The organism is Lysinibacillus sp. Ag94, from assembly GCF_023242215.1.
Lineage (GTDB): Bacteria > Bacillota > Bacilli > Bacillales_A > Planococcaceae > Lysinibacillus.
On the sequence record NZ_CP096780.1, the window covers coordinates 1254000 to 1271277 of the forward strand.

The window sequence follows — 17278 nt, forward strand, 5'->3', positions numbered from 1 at the left end:
ACTTTTTGGGGCATCTTTTTTTATTGTTTTATGTAATCCGTAACGCATCATTTGATAACCGCACTGGTAGGACCAAGTGCCATCTTCTGTTTGGTGTTTTTGCAACCGTATCAATTGAAAAATAAATAAACTGCCTCCTAATGTTTTGAAGTGAAGGGAGGTTTTTTTTTGTAGAGAAAGCATTTGGTTTATTGAACATGTTAATATGAAAGATAATAGATTGTTAAGGGGGCGCTGTGATGAATGAATTTCAATATGCAATAGAGGATTATATCCATTTTATCCAAGTAGAACGACAATTATCTGATAATACATTAGCATCCTATCGCCGAGACTTAGAAAATTACGTGAATTTTTTACGGGAAGTGGAGGGGATGTCTGATTTTCGTAAAGTGGAAAGAACGACCATTTTGCGTCATTTAGAGCAGTTGCGTATGCAAGGAAAGACAAGTCGTACTGTTGCCCGCCATATTTCCTCCATTCGCAGTTTCCATCAATTTTTACTCCGAGAAAAGCGAGCAGAAACAGATCCGACAGTCCATTTAGAAATGCCAACTATTGAGCAAAAGCTACCAAATGTCCTCTCTCTAGAAGAAATAGAAGCGCTATTAATGGCACCCAATCGCAGCAAACCGCAGGGCATTCGCGATGTGGCAATGCTAGAGCTATTATATGGGTCAGGGATGCGTATTAGTGAGCTGATTGCATTGGATTTAGCAGATATTCACTTAACAATGGGCTTCGTGCGCGTTTTTGGTAAGGGAGGCAAGGAGCGTATCATTCCCCTTGGAAAAAGCGCTCTTTCTGCATTAAGTACTTATTTAGATGGCGCACGAAGTCAATTACAAGGGAAATCTCCAAAAACAGAAGCTTTTTTTATTAATCAAAGAGGAAAACGTTTAACAAGGCAAGGTTGTTGGAAATTAATGAAGGAGCATGCTTTAAAAGCAGGCATTCAACATGAATTAACGCCACATACATTACGTCACTCCTTTGCAACACATTTAGTGGAAAATGGTGCGGATTTACGAGCAGTGCAAGAGATGCTTGGACATGCTGATATTTCCACAACACAAATTTATACACATATTAGTAAGTCCCGACTGTCAGAGGTTTATAAACAATTTCATCCACGCGCTTAGTGAGAAATTTATCAGTCGGAGGTCTGACCTTTATTTTTCGCTGTTTTTTGGTAAAATAGAGACATGAGATTAGGAGGCAAAATTATGAATAGACCATTTAAAAAAATCCATGTAGTAGTATTGGACTCAGTTGGAATTGGTGAAGCTCCAGACGCAGCGAATTTTGGAGATGTAGGTTCACATACTCTAGGACATATCGCTGAAAAAATGAATGGGCTTACAATGCCACATATGGAGTCTTTCGGCTTAGCAAACATTGAACCATTACAAGGTATGCAAGCTACCGACAAACCAAAAGCATATTACGGAAAAATGCAAGAAGCATCTGTTGGTAAAGATACGATGACAGGCCATTGGGAAATCATGGGGTTAAATATCGATAAACCGTTTAAAGTGTATCCAGAGGGATTCCCGGCTGAGCTTATTGCAGAACTAGAAAAACGTACAGGCCGCAAAGTCCTTTGCAATAAACCTGCAAGCGGAACACAAGTAATCGAGGACTTTGGCAAGGAGCATATGGAGACAGGAGCGATTATTGTCTATACATCTGCTGACCCTGTTTTGCAAATTGCTGCACATGAAGAAATTATTCCACTAGAGGAATTATATAAAATTTGTGAAATTGCTCGTGAGTTAACATTACAACCAGAATATTTAGTTGGCCGTGTTATTGCTCGTCCATTTGTTGGTACACCAGGAAACTTCACGCGTACATCTAATCGTCACGACTATGCGTTAAAGCCATTTGGTCGCACAACGATGAATGTCTTAAAGGATGCAGGTTTCGATGTTATAGCCATCGGAAAAATTTCAGATATCTTCAACGGTGAAGGTGTTACTGATGCAGTACGTACGAAAAATAATAAGGATGGTATGGATAAGTTTGCTGAGGTAGTTCGTCGTGATTTCCATGGTATAAGCTTCTTAAACTTAGTAGACTTTGATGCGAATTTTGGACATCGTCGTGACCCACTAGGTTATGGTAACGCACTCCAAGAATTTGATGCACGTATACCGGAAATTACGGAGGCAATGACAGAAGATGATCTACTAATCATTACAGCGGACCACGGTAATGATCCAACATTCCATGGGACAGATCATACACGTGAATATGTACCGTTAATTGTCTATTCTCCACGCTTTAATGGAGGTAGTGAGCTAGCACTACGTGAAACTTTTGCAGATATTGCTGCAACGGTTGCTGAAAACTTCAAAGTAGAAGCACCGGAATTTGGTAAAAGCTTCTTAAATAATCTGAAGTAAGGGGGATTTTCGATATGAATATGGCGCAACTATTTGAAAAGAAAAAACAAGGCAAGGAGCTATCACAGGCTGAAATTCAATATTTTGTAGAGGGTTACACTACGGGTGTAATTCCTGATTATCAAGCAAGCTCCCTTCTAATGGCAATCCGTTTATTAGGTATGACATATGATGAAACATTTTATTTAACAAAAGCAATGATAGAATCTGGAGACATTATTGATTTATCATCTATTGAAGGTTTTAAAATTGATAAACACTCGACAGGCGGTGTAGGCGATAAAGTCACACTAATTGTTACGCCAATAATTGCTGCATTAGATATTCCAGTGGCGAAATTTAGTGGTAAGGGTCTAGGCATTACAGGTGGTACAATCGATAAATTGGAATCGATTCGTGGCGTTAAAACAGAGCTTTCATCACAAGAATTTATCGACAATGTTAATAAACATAAAATTGCAGTGGCTGGTCAAACAGGTAATCTTGTACCGGCTGACAAAAAATTATATGCATTGCGAGATGTGACGGGTACTGTCGATTCCACTCCACTAATTGCCGCGTCTATCATGAGTAAGAAAATAGCAAGCGGTGCAGACGGCATTGTACTCGATGTCAAATGTGGCTCAGGTGCATTTATGAAAACACAAGAAGAAGCACAGGTTTTAGCTGATACGATGACTGCCATCGGTGAAAAGCTAGGCCGTAAAGTAGTTGCACATATTAGTGATATGGATAATCCACTAGGTAAAATGATTGGTAATAAGCTTGAAGTAGTAGAAGCATTTGCTTTATTAAGTGGACGTATGGACGAGACGCATGAGGATCTGCTTGAGGAATGTATTATTATTTCTTCGCTTATGTACCAAGTTGCAGCAGGTGTAAATGAGACTGAAGCAACAGCTGCTGTTAAACGAGTGCTAGAGGATGGTTCAGCAGCTTCAAAATTTGAAGAATTTATCGTAGCACAGGGTGGCGATTTAGCAGATATCGTGCAAAAAGACACAGCAAATAAAGTAGCTATCAAAGCACCTACTGAAGGCACTGTAGGGACGATTAATGCATTATTAATCGGCGAAGCTAGTGTTGGTCTTGGTGCAGGTCGATTAACTAAGGAATCTGAGCTTGATTATGATGCTGGTATTCAATTGATGGCCAAAAAAGGCGACCATGTTCGTACTGGCGAAACGATTGCTTATTTATATTCGAATAGTCAAATCGATGAGGAAACAATCGAAAAAGTACTAAACGCTTATACAATTGCATAAAAAATACGAAGCGAGAACTCCCTTTGATAAAGGGGGTTCTCGCTTTTTTGTTGTTTTATGGAACGGCGGAGAGTTGAAGTGGCGGAATGAAGGGTCCTGAGCGATGGAAAGAAGATTCGGAGTGACGGAAAGAAGAGTCAGAGTGACGGAAAGAAGGGTCTGAGCGCCGGAAAGAAGAGTTGGAGTGACGGAAGGAAGGGTCTGGGCGATGGAAAGAAGAGTCGGAGTGACGGAAAGAGGTCATGGCGCCGGAAAGAAAAGTCAGAGTGACGGAAGGAAGGGTCTGAGCGACGGAAAGAGGAGTCGGAGTGACGGAAAGAAGAGTCGGAGTGACGGAAAGAAGAGTTAGAGTGACGGAAAGAAAAGTCGGAGTGACGGAAGGAAGGGTCTGAGCGACTGAAAGAGGAGTGGGAGTGACGAAAGAGGTCATGGCGACGGAAAAGAAGGGTCTGAGCGACGGAAAAGAAGGGTCTGAGCGACGGAAAAGAAGGGTCTGAGCGACGGAAAGAAGAGTCGGAGTGACGGAAAGAAGAGTTAGAGTGACGGAAAGAAAAGTCGGAGTGACGGAAGGAAGGGTCTGAGCGACTGAAAGAGGAGTGGGAGTGACGGAAAGAAGGGTCTGAGCGACGGAAAGAAGAGTTGGAGTGACGGAAGGAGGTCATGGCGACGGAAAGAAAGGCCAGAGTGACGGAAAGAGGAGTCGGAGTGACGGAAAGAGGTTATGGCGACGGAAAAGAAGGGTCTGAGCGACGGAAAGAAGAGTTGGAGTGACGGAAGGAAGGGTCTGAGCGACGGAAAGAGGAGTCGGAGTGACGGAAAGAGGTCATGGCGATGGAAAGAAGAGTCGGAGTGACGGAAAGAAGAGTTAGAGTGACGGAAAGAGGAGTCGGAGTGACGGAAAGAGGTTATGGCGACGGAAAGAAAAGTCGGAGTGACGGAAGGAAGGGTCTGAGCGACGGAAAGAGGAGTCGGAGTGACGGAAGGAAGGGTCTGAGCGACGGAAAGAAGAGTCAGAGTGACGGAAAGAGGTTATGGCGACGGAAAGAAAAGTCGGAGTGACGGAAGGAAGGGTCTGAGCGACGGAAAGAGGAGTCGGAGTGACGGAAAGAGGTCATGGCGATGGAAAGAAGAGTCGGAGTGACGGAAAGAAGAGTCAGAGTGACGGAAAGAGGAGTCGGAGTGACGGAAAGAAGAGTCGGAGTATGGAAAGAAGAGTCGGAGTGACGGAAAGAAGAGTTAGAGTGACGGAAAGAAGAGTCGAAGTGACGGAAAGAGGAGTCGGAGTGACGGAAAGAAGAGTTAGAGTGACGGAAAGAGGTCATGGCGCCGGAAAGAAAAGTCGGAGTGACGGAAGGAAGGGTCTGAGCGATGGAAAGAAAATCCAGATAGACGGTAGAACAGCTAAAGTCGTGGATAGAACCGACAAAGCGACGGAACGAAGAGAAAAAGTTTTGTTGCTTTTGACTTCTTTCAGCAGGTGTCCAAACATCCAAGAAGTTAAAGTCTCATGCGAATATCATGGAATCTTAAAGGAGTTAAATAAAGGATGTTAGCCTAAAATCATCGCATCCATGCGATAACAGCTAATTGACCTGCATAGTGCCGCTGTCGCACAAAAAACATCTGCCGCTCCGCTTTCGCGCAAAAAAGATCTGTTGCAGCGGCTCCGTTAGCACTGCACTGTCGTTGCACTTTCGCACAAACACATCAGTTGCCTTCGCTGCGCCCTAGCTCCGCTTCCGCACAAAACCCATCGCTCCGTTAGCACTCCGCCTCGCTCCCGCACAAAAACCATTTGCATGCATAATCACAAAGCCGATTCGGGATGCAATTATGCCGAGGCAAAATTGATCATCTTAATATTTCTTGTGAAAAATGGTTGCCACGTTTAAAAAATGTTGATTTATCCCATACTGCATTTAACCTAAAAAGCTATAAGTATGTCGATTTGCCACTATTTCGGAAGACTTTGCACTAGTTCTGTCAGTCGCAAGGAATCACCGCATTAAATGTGGAATTGCACGAGGAGGAGGCGATGTTCATGCATTTTCAATTAGAGATGGTAACAAGAGAGACAGTAGTTATACGTTTATTTGGGGAGCTCGATCACCATGCAGTAGAGCAAATTCGAGCTAAAATTTCTACAGCAATTTTTCAAGGCGCTGTATCGACTATCATTTGGAACTTAGAGGGGCTTTCTTTTATGGATAGTTCAGGAGTAGGTTTAGTGCTAGGTCGAATGCGTGAGTTAGAAGCAGTCGCTGGACGAACAATTTTATTGAATCCATCGCCGACAATGCGAAAAGTGTTTCAATTTTCAGGTTTAGGGCAGTGGATGATGGATGCAACTGAGGAAGAAGCGATTGATCGAGTTAGGGGGATTGTAAATGGATAACGAAATGACATTAACTTTTTTAGCAATTAGTGAAAATGAAGCATTAGCGCGAGTAGCTGTGACAGGTTTTATCGCACAATTAGATCCAACAATTGATGAGCTATCCGAATTTAAAACGGTTGTCTCAGAGGCTGTTTCTAATGCTATTATTCACGGTTATGATGAAGATGGTAAGGGCGTTGTTACAGTTCATGCAAAACGTGAGGATGATATTGTAACTGTGTCTGTTATGGATAAAGGTATTGGTATTGAGGATGTAAGCCAAGCGATGGAGCCGTTATTTACGACGAAAAGTGCGATGGAACGTTCAGGTATGGGCTTTACTATTATGGATAGTTTTTCAGATCAGTTGACAGTAATGTCTAAGTGGCAACAAGGTACAACTGTCACGTTTACGAAGAAATTTTACTCGGTTCGTACACCGGTAATGTGAGGCTACGATTGTGAAGCCGCTAGAACAGTCGTCCGATAAGCTATTGTCACAGGGAGAAATGCGAGATTTAATTGCACGTGCACAGCAGGGCGATCATGAGGCTCGTAAACGAATGATTGAAGGGAATACGAGGCTTGTGTGGTCTATCGTCCAACGTTTTACAAGCAGGGGCGTGGAGCTCGAGGATTTATTTCAAATTGGCTGCATAGGGCTCATGAAGTCTGTAGATAAATTCGATCTAACGTATGATGTTAAATTTTCGACATATGCTGTACCAATGATCATCGGAGAAATTCAGCGCTTTTTAAGGGACGATGGTATGGTGAAGGTTAGCCGATCTATTCGTGAGCTTAATTTTAAAATTCGTCATGCAACTGATGAATTCATTAAAAAAAATGAGCATCCACCAACCATTCATGAATTAGCACAGGTTCTTGGCGTCACATCTGAGGAAATTGTAACGGCTTCCGATGCGTTAAGAGATCCCGCTTCCTTGCATGAACAATTGTATGAGAGCGAAGGGGATTCTATTACATTAATGGATCAGATGAAGGACGAAAAATCTGAGCAGCCATTTGACTATATACCACTAAAAGAGGTACTCACAAGACTTGAGCCTAGAGAGCAGTCCATTATTTATTTACGGTATTTCTCAGATTGTACCCAAACTGAAATTGCTAATAGGCTCGGGATATCTCAAGTTCAAGTATCGCGATTAGAGAAAAAAATTCTTGCCCAATTAAAAAATTGGATGGCTACAAGTGCCACAGTTGAAGAGGAAGAAGTAAAAAAAGACATCTAAGAAAATGGTGACAGCATGACAGAAAAAGATAAACTTTTTAACAGCTTAGAAGAAGCCGAAAATTTTCTTAAAGAACAATTTGGTGACGGCGAATCATTTGACATTAGTATTAAGCATGTATTTGTCAAAGATTTGCCGGTTCTTTGTGCATATATAAGCGGACTTGTGGATGGCATAGTGTTAACACAGTTACTTTCCAATATGCTGCCTGATGAGGACATTGATATTGAGGATGAGAAGGAGTATTTTGAAGCCTATTTCAATTACCAAGGCCGTTCAGAGGAAACCGAGCGTGAAGCCATTTTATTATCCATATTAAGTGGACAAGTAGCCTTTATAACGAAAAGTGGTTATGGCTATGTTGCTGAGATTCGAAGTTATCCAGGACGTACCCCTGCGGAGCCTGATAATGAAAAGGTTATTCGTGGATCTAGGGACGGCTTTGTAGAAGGTATTTCACAAAATGCTGCTTTGATTCGCCGAAGAATTCGCAATAGTAATTTACGTTTCGAGCTACATAAAATATCCGAAATCGGTCAAACCGATGTCGCGCTAGCGTTTATAAAGGGTATTGCGAGTGATGAAACGCTCGATAAATTACGACAGCGCATGGAACAAATTAATCATGATGGCTTGACGATGACTGATAAATCACTAGAGGAATGGCTGTTTAAACAGAAGTTTCATCCAGTTCCTTTTGTACGATATACGGAACGACCAGATATTACCGCAGCGCATTTACTTGAGGGGCATATAGCCATTATTGTCGATACGTCACCTTCCGTCATTATCGTGCCAGCAACGGCCTTTCATTTATTGCAACATGCTGAGGAGTATAGGCAGGCACCAACAGTCGGAACCTTCGTCCGTTTTATGCGCTATTTTGGAGCAATTATGGGTTTATTATTATTGCCCTTGTGGTATTTATGTGCAACGCACGGGATCCATTTACCGGATGAGTTATCCTTTTTAGGGGAAAAGAAAAAATCACATATCCCACTTTTACTGCAAGTATTAATTGGAGATGTTGGGATAGAATTTTTGAGGATGGCCGCCATTCATACCCCATCACCTTTGTCCACTGCGATGGGGTTAGTTGCCGGTGTAATTATTGGTCAGATTGCTATTGATGTTGGGGTTTTCTCACCAGAAGTAGTGTTATATACAGCCGTTTCAGCTATTCTAACCTTTATTATTCCGACATATGAGCTAGGTATCTCCATTAAACTCTTTAGATTAGTGTTGTTAATAATGACTGGCATATGGGGAGTTAATGGGTTATTTATCGGGTTATTTATATTATTTACGTATTTATGTTCATTACGTCCGATGCAAGCGCCATATTTATGGCCACTTATTCCGTTCTTCCCAAGTGCGATGCTTCGCGTACTTGTTCGTTTCCCAATGACTACAGATGCATTGAGACCATATGTTGTCGATTCCCCACAGCGAAAAAGATCATAGGAGCCGTTGCACTCGTTTTTTTCATGTGATAAAGTTCACATATAGTATTTTGTGATTTTTGTGAAAATTGTCTTCATTCATCAAAAGGTTCACCAGGATAAGGTGTAGGCATATGTGATATTAGCTCCCGTGTACTGTTAGAACCCTTCTTGAATGAAGCATTACATCTGTAAATAAGGATTGTAGGCTAAGATTATATCCTTACTAAAAATCACAAGATGGAACGATGTGAAAAGGGAGAGATGCACATGCATTTTTATGGAACACAAGCGATTTCTGAAGATGGTCATTTAACGATTGGACAGGTAGATACATTAGAGCTTGCAAAAGAGTATGGTACACCTTTATTTGTGTATGATACAGCGCTTATTCGGAAGCGTGCACGCGGCTTTATTGATACGTTTAAAAAACTAGGTGTAAAAGCAGAAGTAGCTTATGCTTCAAAAGCATTTGCATGTGTAGCTGTGTACCAATTAGCGGCAGAAGAAAGTCTATCTTTAGATGTGGTCTCTGGTGGAGAATTATTTACAGCTTTAAAAGCGGGTTTCCCTGCAGAGCGCATTCATTTCCATGGTAATAATAAGAGCATTGCGGAATTAGAATTAGCCTTTGACTCGAAAATCGGTTGTATAGTCGTGGATAATTTCTATGAAATTCAACTTTTACAAGAAATCTCAGAGCGCCGTCAACAAAAAATGCGTATTTTACTACGTGTCACACCAGGTGTTGAGGCACATACGCATGATTTTATTACGACAGGTCAAGCGGATTCTAAATTTGGCTTCGACTTAAATAATGGTCAAGCAGATGAAGCTTTCCAACAAACTTTTAACCATGAATACTTAGAGCTTCTAGGATTACACTGCCATATCGGCTCACAAATTTTTGATACAGCGGGCTTTGGCTTAGCAGGAGAAAAACTAATTGATAAGATTTCTGATTGGAAGAAAACTCACGATTTTACATGTACTGTGTTAAACTTAGGAGGGGGCTTCGGAATTCGTTATACTGAGGAAGATGCACCGCTTGAGCCACAAGTATATGTAGAGGATATGATTACAGTTGTAAAAAACAAAGCGACTGTACTTGGTCTAACTATGCCGGAAATTTGGATTGAACCAGGGCGTTCACTTGTAGGCGATGCAGGAACATCACTTTATACAATTGGTTCACAAAAAACAGTACCTAATGTTCGTAAGTATATTGCTGTTGATGGTGGTATGAGTGATAATATCCGTCCAGCATTATATGATGCGAAGTACGAGGCGGTCATTGCAAGTAAAGCAAATGAATCGAAAAGTGAAACATATACAGTGGCTGGTAAACTTTGTGAATCTGGCGATAAATTAATTATTGATGCTAAGCTTCAGGAAGCAGCTTCTGGTGATGTGTTAGCAATCTTCTGTACTGGTGCGTATGGATATTCTATGGCGAGTAACTATAATCGTGTGCCACGACCAGCAGTTGTATTTGTAGAAAATGGCAAGCATCAATTAGCAATTCGACGCGAAAGTTATGAAGATATTGTTCAAAACGATCTCCCGCTAACGTTAAAAAAGGGTGAGTAAATATGAGAAAAAACAAATGGGTATTACTAGCGTCCATTTCAACTTTTATTTTGTTGTGGGGCGTTGTCTATTGGGTATTGGCGTCTAAAGGTATTCTCGGACCTGGTTCGTAAGACAGAAATTGACTTGCGGTAAAAGTACAAATCGTGTAGGATAGTCAAAGATTATGTACAGCTAGAAAATGAGGGAATAGACAAATATGTTAATTCGATATAAAAAAGCTTTCGAGAAAATAGCAATGGGGCTACTCTCGTTTATGCCTAACGAAAAAGACATAAAAAAGCTCAAAGAGACAATCCACTCCTATGAAAATGATGATAATTGGGTTTTATATTTATGGAAAAAGAACGATGAGTATGTAGGCATTGTTGGACTTGTAACAGACAGTAATAATATAGCTATGATTCAACATGTTTCCGTTGTCCCTTCTTATAGAGGTGAAGGTGTTGCAAAGGAAATGCTACAGGAAGTGGCAGACCTTGGCCAGTATGAAAGTGTGCGTGCAACAGAGGAAACGCGTTATATTGTTCAAAAATGTATAAATTGTATCGATGAAGAAGCAGACGATCATTGACGTCTGCTTTTTCTTTGTTTGCTTTCTTGACGCTCTGCAAGAATATGTGAGCGATCTCGAAGCATATGTTTATGAAGAAGATAGTTAGTATTACTTGGTGGTAAAATCTGTATGCGAGTAAAAACTAATTCCTCTAGTATGGCTGAAAGAGGAAGTTGAAATGCTTGAAAGGACTTGCCCTTTTGGGTAGCAGAAAGTGAATCTGTTAGTTGTGTTAATAGTATTTCGTAATCAATTTCGTCAAAAAAGATGTGGCCTTTATTATGTTGAAAATTATGAAGTGCTTTTTCTAAAATTCGCGCAGCACCAATAAAATTATCTCGTCGCCAATGATATAAACCTGTTGCGAGTTGTACGTATCCAACGAGAGGATGCTTTTTATCACCTGGAGCAATATCCTTCCAGTATTCCTCAAGGACTTCATGGCATTCAAAAAAATCCTGATTTCCATTGAAAAAAGCACAATAGTCGATAAATAAAGTGTGATGCTGTGGATGCATTTTGGACTCCTTTCTACTATACTAAAAGAACATAGAATCTCAGGGTGGTAAAACAATGTCTTATGAAGTAAAATTAGAAGCCTTTTCAGGGCCTCTTGATTTATTATTGCATTTAATTCACAGATTGGAAATTGATATTTATGATATCCCAATGGCTGAAATTACTCAACAATATATTGACCATATACATGCTATGCAGGTACTTGAGTTAAATGAGGCTAGTGAATATTTAGTGATGGCTGCAACATTATTAGCTATTAAGAGTCGTATGCTCTTGCCAATTCATGAAGGTGAGCTTGAAGATGCCGAATTAGAAGTCGACGGCCCAGACCCACGTGAAGAACTGGTGCAACGTTTAATAGAGTATAAGAAATATAAAGAAGCAGCGAGTAGCCTGCAAGAGCTTGAAACAGATCGTGCACAGGTATTTACACGGCCTCCAGCAGATTTATCAGAGTTAGCATCAGATGAACAAATGGCGTTATTTGATTTGAACGTCAACATCTATGATATGCTTGGAGCCTTTCAAAAACTAATGCGTCGAAAAAAATTAAAGAAACCACTAAAAACAACTGTAGCGAGGCAAGAACGCTCAGTGAAAGACCAAATGCGTTCAGTTGTCGATTCATTACGAACTACAGGTGGACGTGCATCATTTTTCGAGCTTTTTCCCTATGAAGATAAGCCAACGCTTATTCTGACGTTTTTATCTATTCTTGAACTGATGAAACGTCAGGTCGTCATCGTAGAGCAAGACGGTAACTTTGAAGAATTAACAGTTACATTACAGAAGGAGGAATGGGATGATGACGAAAACAATGATGCTACAGAGTAGAATAGAAGCCTTATTATTTGTTGTTGGAGACGACGGCTTAACTATCAAACAATTATCACAACTTTTAGGCGAACCGGAAGAGTTAGTCGTACAAACTATGGAAGTATTGAAAACAACCTATGAAGAAGATTTAGCAAGAGGCGTTACTATAAAAGAAATGGCTGGAGTTTATCAACTAATAACAAAATCTGATTTAGCAGATACCATTCAAAGATTAGTAGAAAATCCAACTGCTCAATCATTATCGCAAGCCTCACTTGAGGTATTGGCTATTGTCGCATATAAACAACCAATTACACGTGTAGCAATTGAAGATTTACGTGGTGTGAAATGTGAAAGACCAATTCAAACGCTCGTTTCTAGAGGGCTAATTAAGGAAGTCGGTCGCTCGGAAGGGACAGGACGTGCAATCTTATATGGTACTACAAAAGAATTTTTAAACTACTTTGGATTAAATAGTATGGATGAAATGCCGCCTTTACCTGAAGAAGAGTTAGTTGAACAAGAGCAAGAAACAGATCTATTTATGACGAAATTCCAAGAAACCTTTAGTGGAGTAAAGTAAATGAAGGCATAATTGAACTTCTTGCAGCAAATATCTTGTACCGGAAGAGTAGCACAGGTACATATGTCCAAACATTAGCAGAAATAGAGGAACTAAGTCTAAGAGCGCCACGTCCTGTGGCAACGACTCAGTGACCAATTTCGTGCTTTCGCACAAAAAACATTTGCTGGCAATAGTACAAAGGCCGATTCAGGACGCATTGTTAATCTGCGCGACAGCGGCAATTATGTTGGGCATAATTGATTGGTATAATACTTAGCTTGAAACATAAATTTAATCTATATTTTCCTATTACTTTTAATAAGGAGTGGCTCGTTGCTTCGGTTAGTACGTTTAATATTGTTCATGATAGTCGTGGTAATGTTAATGCTTCCAGAAACCAGTTTAGCACGGGGGGGTAGCGGATATGCTGTTTTAGATGGTGATACGGGCCGTGTTTTATTTGAATCAAATAGTGATGCACGGTTACCAATCGCTAGCTTAACAAAAATTTGGACAGCACTTGTGGCTATTGAAAATAGCAATCTTCAAGATGAAGTAGTTATTTCACCGAGGGCTGCAACGGCTGAGGGCTCGTCCATTTACTTGCAAGCAGGTGAAAAGGTTACGGTAGAAACACTGTTATATGGTTTGATGCTTCGCTCAGGAAATGACGCAGCAACTGCTTTAGCAGAGCATGCCGGCGGTTCGGTAGAAGGGTTTGTAAAGTTAATGAATGAGCGGGCTGTTGTTGCTGGACTCACAAATACAGTATTTATGAACCCGTCCGGTTTGCACCATGATGAGCACTTATCGTCAGCGAGAGATACTGCTGAAATGTTGAGGATTGCTCTTCAAAATAAAACGTTCAAGAAGATTGCCTCCACAGTTCTATATCGTGCCAATACTGAAAACGGGATGTTATGGGAAAATAAGCACCGTTTATTACGAGAAGGGTCAGGGGTTGCCGTTGAAATAGGCGATGAGACACAACAACCTGTTAATGCATTAAAATCAGCTAAAGGTTCAGCATTTGCCGGAAAAACAGGCTTTACAAAGGTAGCTGGTCGAACCCTTGCAACTGCCTTCCAAAAGGACGGGCAAACATGTATTGTCGTCACTTTGAATGAATCCGATGACTGGAATGTACATCGAGGTTTAGCCAGCAAGGTTTGGCAAGATTACAGCCTTGAAACAGTGGTGAAAAAAGGTAAATATAAAGTCAATAAAAACCTCTCCATTCGTTTAGAGGAACCAATTCTTTTACAGCTAAATAAAGAAGAAAAAGATAGTGTAAGGCAAGTTTTGCATGTTTCTAGAAAACGTAAGGAAGGTGTACTGTCCATCTTTCTAGGCGAAGAGCGTATCTATGCAGTACCAGTAAAAGTTGAATCAGTGGATCGTTAAAAGCGATTCGCTGTTTTTTTGTTTATGACCCACATCGGGATAACGTTTGTGGTCGACAGTACGTAATGAATTCAAAATTATTCAACAATATGTGGGCGGTTTAGTAAAATTAAGGATCATCACCAAAAGTTGTGGATGACTTTTGTTAAAACGTCTACTATGTAAATAAGTTGATTGGATTGGAGACTGGACACCCTAGGAAGCTTTGCTCTGTGCGAAAGCGAAGCGACAGCAACAAATGTTTTCTGTGCGAAAGCGAAGCGACAGCAACAAATGTTTTCTTTGCGAAAGCGGCCAGTCGGAACGGAAATCAACCACACGTTTTGTGATGATCAAAATTAATTAGACTAGTAATTAATTAGATTTTTGAATATTGATAGAGGAGAGAAATTGTTTATGACCAGTGAATCACACAATAAGCAATATCAAATAGGGGTAATAATTATTTTATTCTTGTCAAGCTTTATCGCTCCTTTTATTTTTTTATATCCTATTCAAGAGTTGTTCTATCGACCTAAGGAATATTACTTTTTTGACCCTTTTTTTACAGCCTATATTGTATTAATGGTAGTATTAATCATGATAGCGGTCATGTTATTCATCAATTTTTTAGTGACGCCTAAAACAAAAAAAGGGAGGAATATTCAACGAGGGATCGTGGGGTCATCGTTTGTACTTGCTAGCGCATTGATATTTTTATGTATTAATAACTATCAATATATTGATACAAAAGGAATTCATATGAATTATTTTTTTAGTTTACAAGAAGATTATACAAGTTGGGAAGATATTGTGAAGGTTGAGCAGACTATTGTGGCAAAAAACGGTGTCAGTATACCAGAAAAATTGATTTTCACCTTACAGGATGGTTCAATAATTGAACAATCATTAACCGAAAAGTTATCAAGCGCGAAGCAATTTATTAATAAAGAATTAAGTAACTATGGACTTAAAATCGAAAACAAATATAGTGAAAATGAATAGTTTTGACATGCTGCCTAAAATGGTGGCTTTTTTGTTTTTTCTTTCAGCAAGTGTTTTGAAAGCGAACGCAAAGCGTCAACTACAGAAGTATCTCCCATCTCTTTAGGTGGTGGGATGTATCTGTTTTAAGTCACTTTTTAGCGGGTGTCATTGGCTGAAATAGAGGACTCAGTCTAAGAACGCCACGTCCTGTGGCAATTTTTCTGTGACGAAAGCAAGAAACATCTGCTGGCCCAAGCGGCTCATTGTACGCACGCCAGAAAAGCGCCAAACCGAAACGGAAAACAACTCATGCTATGTACAAATTATCCAGAAACTAGTTGATAAAAACTATTTCAAATCATTTAATTATTTATCCATAATTAGTTTTTCTTTAATAATGTATAAAAGTATGACATAATTTTCACAGATTAGCGGGAAAAATAATCTTATTCATAATATGCGAATGAGGTTTAATGCTTGGTGTCAAACCAAGGTGAAAGAAAATTAGAGGTGAAAGAATGGAAAGATTACAAAAGGTCATTGCATATGCTGGTGTGGCGTCTAGACGTAAGGCAGAACAATTGATTGTAGAAGGTAAAGTTAAGGTGAACGGAGTCGTAGTGCGTGAGCTAGGTACAAAGGTATCCAACTCAGATACGATAGAAGTAGAAGGCGTGAAGCTTGAGAAAGAGGATAAGGTTTATTATTTACTATATAAACCACGTGGAACGATTTCAGCTGTAACAGACGACAAAGGACGCAAAACAGTCACAGATTTGTTTAAGCATATCCCGCAACGAATTTTCCCAGTTGGCCGTCTCGACTATGATACATCTGGCTTATTGTTATTGACAAATGATGGGGAATTTTCTTATATGCTGACGCATCCGAAATTTAAAATCGACAAAACATATATTGCTCGTGTTAAAGGTGTTCCAACCATTGAAGGTTTAAAAAAGCTTCAACGAGGAATTAAGTTAGAAGATGGCAAAACAGCTCCTGCAATGGTTAGTATGACTTCATTTGATGAAAAAGCAGGTAAGGCAATCTGTGAAATTACGATCCACGAAGGGCGAAATCGTCAAGTGCGTCGCATGTTCGAGGCGATTGGTACTCCAGTAGTTAAACTAAAACGTGAACGCTTTGCCTTTTTAGATTTATTCGGGTTAGCTCCGGGGGAATATCGTGAATTAACAAAGCATGAAGTGAAGCAATTGCGCGTGTTAGCAGAGACAGGAAAAATCGGATAAACCCGCGTTTTCTATGAGAAAGTGATACTTCTATGTGTAATAGCAATGTATTCACTTTCTTATTAGTGAAATCGTTCATAAATCATTCATAATTATTAGCTAAGCGTTTCTGCTTCATTTTGCTATAATAGGTGAGAATAGCTAACCTAGATTAATTGCATCCTGATGAAATCGTTTCCACTTTTTGTGAGGTGGCGTTTGACGCACGAGTGAACATGTAAATGCTGAAAATTAGACGGTAAAATCTATACATATGGATGTTTGTATGAAAAGCTTAGCGTTAGTTGTAGTTACTCTAAGCCGTAAATTGATAGGGGGTTTATTAACTTGGAGAAAAAGAAAAAACGTCTCGTCATTCGTACCATTATTTTGGCAGTCTTAGTCTTAGCAATTGGTTACACGGTATACGGAACAGCAACAAAGGATAAAGTAGAGTTAATAGCAGTGGGCTCTAAAGCACCAGACTTCACGTTAGTAGATTTAAACGGTGAAAAACATAAGCTGTCTGATTATAAAGGGCAGGGAGTATTTTTAAACTTCTGGGCAACTTTTTGTGGGCCGTGTGAGAGAGAAATGCCTGCAATAAATCGTCAGTATCAAGTCTTTAAAGATCAGGGTGTACAAACATTGTCGGTCAATCTTGCGCAAACAGATTTTGAAGTACAGAATTTTGTCGATAGACATGAATTAACGTTCCCAGTAGTTATTGACAAAACGAAAAGCGTTAGTACTACCTACAATGTAGGTAATTTACCTGCAACTCTTGTCATTGATCCAGATGGTAAAGTAGTCAAAATTATTACTGGTGAATTAGAGGAAGGAAAAATTGCTTCGTTTATGGAATTAGTGAAGCCAAAATAAGGAGTA

General features: G+C 40.0%; 17 protein-coding genes. 16 read left to right on the top strand and 1 reads right to left on the bottom strand.

From position 1 onward, the window contains the following. Positions 1-239 precede the first annotated feature (239 nt). The 10 genes from xerD (at position 240) to MY533_RS05640 (ending at position 10909) form a co-directional block, all read left to right on the top strand. Positions 240-1142, top strand: coding sequence for a site-specific tyrosine recombinase XerD (gene xerD, locus MY533_RS05595; RefSeq protein ID WP_248718317.1), 903 nt, complete (start codon positions 240-242; stop codon positions 1140-1142). A gap of 84 nt (positions 1143-1226) precedes the next feature. Continuing rightward, entirely contained in the window at positions 1227-2408 is a 1182-nt protein-coding gene (gene deoB, locus MY533_RS05600) for a phosphopentomutase (RefSeq protein WP_248718318.1), read from the top strand. A gap of 14 nt (positions 2409-2422) precedes the next feature. Then, on the top strand, positions 2423-3673 hold the full coding sequence (locus MY533_RS05605) for a thymidine phosphorylase (protein WP_132363157.1): 1251 nt from the start codon (positions 2423-2425) through the stop codon (positions 3671-3673). 1097 nt (positions 3674-4770) lie between these two features. Next, on the top strand, positions 4771-5226 hold the full coding sequence (locus tag MY533_RS05610) for a hypothetical protein (protein WP_248718319.1): 456 nt from the start codon (positions 4771-4773) through the stop codon (positions 5224-5226). Positions 5227-5714: 488 nt separating this feature from the next. Then, positions 5715-6068 carry an anti-sigma F factor antagonist gene (spoIIAA, locus tag MY533_RS05615; RefSeq protein ID WP_132363155.1) on the top strand — a complete coding sequence of 118 codons (354 nt, stop codon included), beginning with the start codon at positions 5715-5717 and terminating at the stop codon, positions 6066-6068. Beyond that, positions 6061-6501, top strand: a complete 441-nt coding sequence (spoIIAB, locus tag MY533_RS05620) for an anti-sigma F factor (RefSeq protein WP_132363153.1) — start codon at positions 6061-6063, stop codon at positions 6499-6501. The genes spoIIAA and spoIIAB overlap by 8 nt, the downstream gene beginning before the upstream one ends. Before the next feature lie 10 nt (positions 6502-6511). Further along, positions 6512-7303, top strand: coding sequence for an RNA polymerase sporulation sigma factor SigF (sigF, locus tag MY533_RS05625; RefSeq protein WP_053483127.1), 792 nt, complete (start codon positions 6512-6514; stop codon positions 7301-7303). A gap of 15 nt (positions 7304-7318) precedes the next feature. Further along, a complete protein-coding gene (locus MY533_RS05630) occupies positions 7319-8767 on the top strand; it encodes a spore germination protein (protein ID WP_248718320.1) in 1449 nt (482 codons plus the stop codon). Between the two features lie 248 nt (positions 8768-9015). After that, positions 9016-10335 carry a diaminopimelate decarboxylase gene (gene lysA, locus MY533_RS05635; RefSeq protein ID WP_132363149.1) on the top strand — a complete coding sequence of 440 codons (1320 nt, stop codon included), beginning with the start codon at positions 9016-9018 and terminating at the stop codon, positions 10333-10335. Between the two features lie 199 nt (positions 10336-10534). Further along, positions 10535-10909, top strand: a complete 375-nt coding sequence (locus MY533_RS05640) for a GNAT family N-acetyltransferase (protein ID WP_248718321.1) — start codon at positions 10535-10537, stop codon at positions 10907-10909. Here MY533_RS05640 and MY533_RS05645 read toward each other — a convergent pair. Then, positions 10903-11409: a DUF309 domain-containing protein gene (locus MY533_RS05645; RefSeq protein ID WP_248718322.1), complete on the bottom strand. Its 507-nt coding sequence runs from the start codon at positions 11407-11409 to the stop codon at positions 10903-10905. The two genes, MY533_RS05640 and MY533_RS05645, sit on opposite strands and share 7 nt — an antisense overlap. Before the next feature lie 55 nt (positions 11410-11464). Between MY533_RS05645 and MY533_RS05650 the strand changes: the two genes are divergently transcribed. From MY533_RS05650 to resA, 6 genes are all read left to right on the top strand, one after another. After that, positions 11465-12244, top strand: a complete 780-nt coding sequence (locus MY533_RS05650) for a segregation/condensation protein A (RefSeq protein ID WP_132363143.1) — start codon at positions 11465-11467, stop codon at positions 12242-12244. Then, complete coding sequence (scpB, locus tag MY533_RS05655) at positions 12216-12809, top strand: SMC-Scp complex subunit ScpB (protein ID WP_132363269.1); 594 nt, start codon at positions 12216-12218, stop codon at positions 12807-12809. Before MY533_RS05650 ends, scpB begins: the two co-directional genes overlap by 29 nt. A gap of 315 nt (positions 12810-13124) precedes the next feature. Then, complete coding sequence (locus MY533_RS05660) at positions 13125-14195, top strand: D-alanyl-D-alanine carboxypeptidase family protein (RefSeq protein WP_132363141.1); 1071 nt, start codon at positions 13125-13127, stop codon at positions 14193-14195. Between the two features lie 396 nt (positions 14196-14591). Further along, a complete protein-coding gene (locus MY533_RS05665) occupies positions 14592-15179 on the top strand; it encodes an Asp23/Gls24 family envelope stress response protein (RefSeq protein ID WP_248718323.1) in 588 nt (195 codons plus the stop codon). Positions 15180-15679: 500 nt separating this feature from the next. Further along, the gene (locus tag MY533_RS05670) at positions 15680-16411 is read left to right on the top strand and encodes a pseudouridine synthase (RefSeq protein ID WP_132363137.1); all 732 of its coding nucleotides are present in this window, start codon (positions 15680-15682) and stop codon (positions 16409-16411) included. Positions 16412-16738: 327 nt separating this feature from the next. Next, entirely contained in the window at positions 16739-17272 is a 534-nt protein-coding gene (gene resA / locus MY533_RS05675) for a thiol-disulfide oxidoreductase ResA (RefSeq protein WP_132363135.1), read from the top strand. Positions 17273-17278: the final 6 nt, after the last annotated feature.

What these genes read in the sequence shown, in the direction of transcription:
- deoB (WP_248718318.1), top strand. Translation starts at nt 1,227, where the DNA reads ATGAATAGACCATTTAAAAAAATCCATGTAGTAGTATTGGACTCAGTT.
- MY533_RS05670 (WP_132363137.1), top strand. Translation starts at nt 15,680, where the DNA reads ATGGAAAGATTACAAAAGGTCATTGCATATGCTGGTGTGGCGTCTAGA.
- spoIIAA (WP_132363155.1), top strand. Translation starts at nt 5,715, where the DNA reads ATGCATTTTCAATTAGAGATGGTAACAAGAGAGACAGTAGTTATACGT.
- xerD (WP_248718317.1), top strand. Translation starts at nt 240, where the DNA reads ATGAATGAATTTCAATATGCAATAGAGGATTATATCCATTTTATCCAA.
- scpB (WP_132363269.1), top strand. Translation starts at nt 12,216, where the DNA reads ATGACGAAAACAATGATGCTACAGAGTAGAATAGAAGCCTTATTATTT.
- MY533_RS05650 (WP_132363143.1), top strand. Translation starts at nt 11,465, where the DNA reads ATGTCTTATGAAGTAAAATTAGAAGCCTTTTCAGGGCCTCTTGATTTA.
- spoIIAB (WP_132363153.1), top strand. Translation starts at nt 6,061, where the DNA reads ATGGATAACGAAATGACATTAACTTTTTTAGCAATTAGTGAAAATGAA.
- MY533_RS05645 (WP_248718322.1), bottom strand. Translation starts at nt 11,409, where the DNA reads ATGCATCCACAGCATCACACTTTATTTATCGACTATTGTGCTTTTTTC.
- MY533_RS05640 (WP_248718321.1), top strand. Translation starts at nt 10,535, where the DNA reads ATGTTAATTCGATATAAAAAAGCTTTCGAGAAAATAGCAATGGGGCTA.
- MY533_RS05605 (WP_132363157.1), top strand. Translation starts at nt 2,423, where the DNA reads ATGAATATGGCGCAACTATTTGAAAAGAAAAAACAAGGCAAGGAGCTA.
- MY533_RS05630 (WP_248718320.1), top strand. Translation starts at nt 7,319, where the DNA reads ATGACAGAAAAAGATAAACTTTTTAACAGCTTAGAAGAAGCCGAAAAT.
- lysA (WP_132363149.1), top strand. Translation starts at nt 9,016, where the DNA reads ATGCATTTTTATGGAACACAAGCGATTTCTGAAGATGGTCATTTAACG.
- MY533_RS05665 (WP_248718323.1), top strand. Translation starts at nt 14,592, where the DNA reads ATGACCAGTGAATCACACAATAAGCAATATCAAATAGGGGTAATAATT.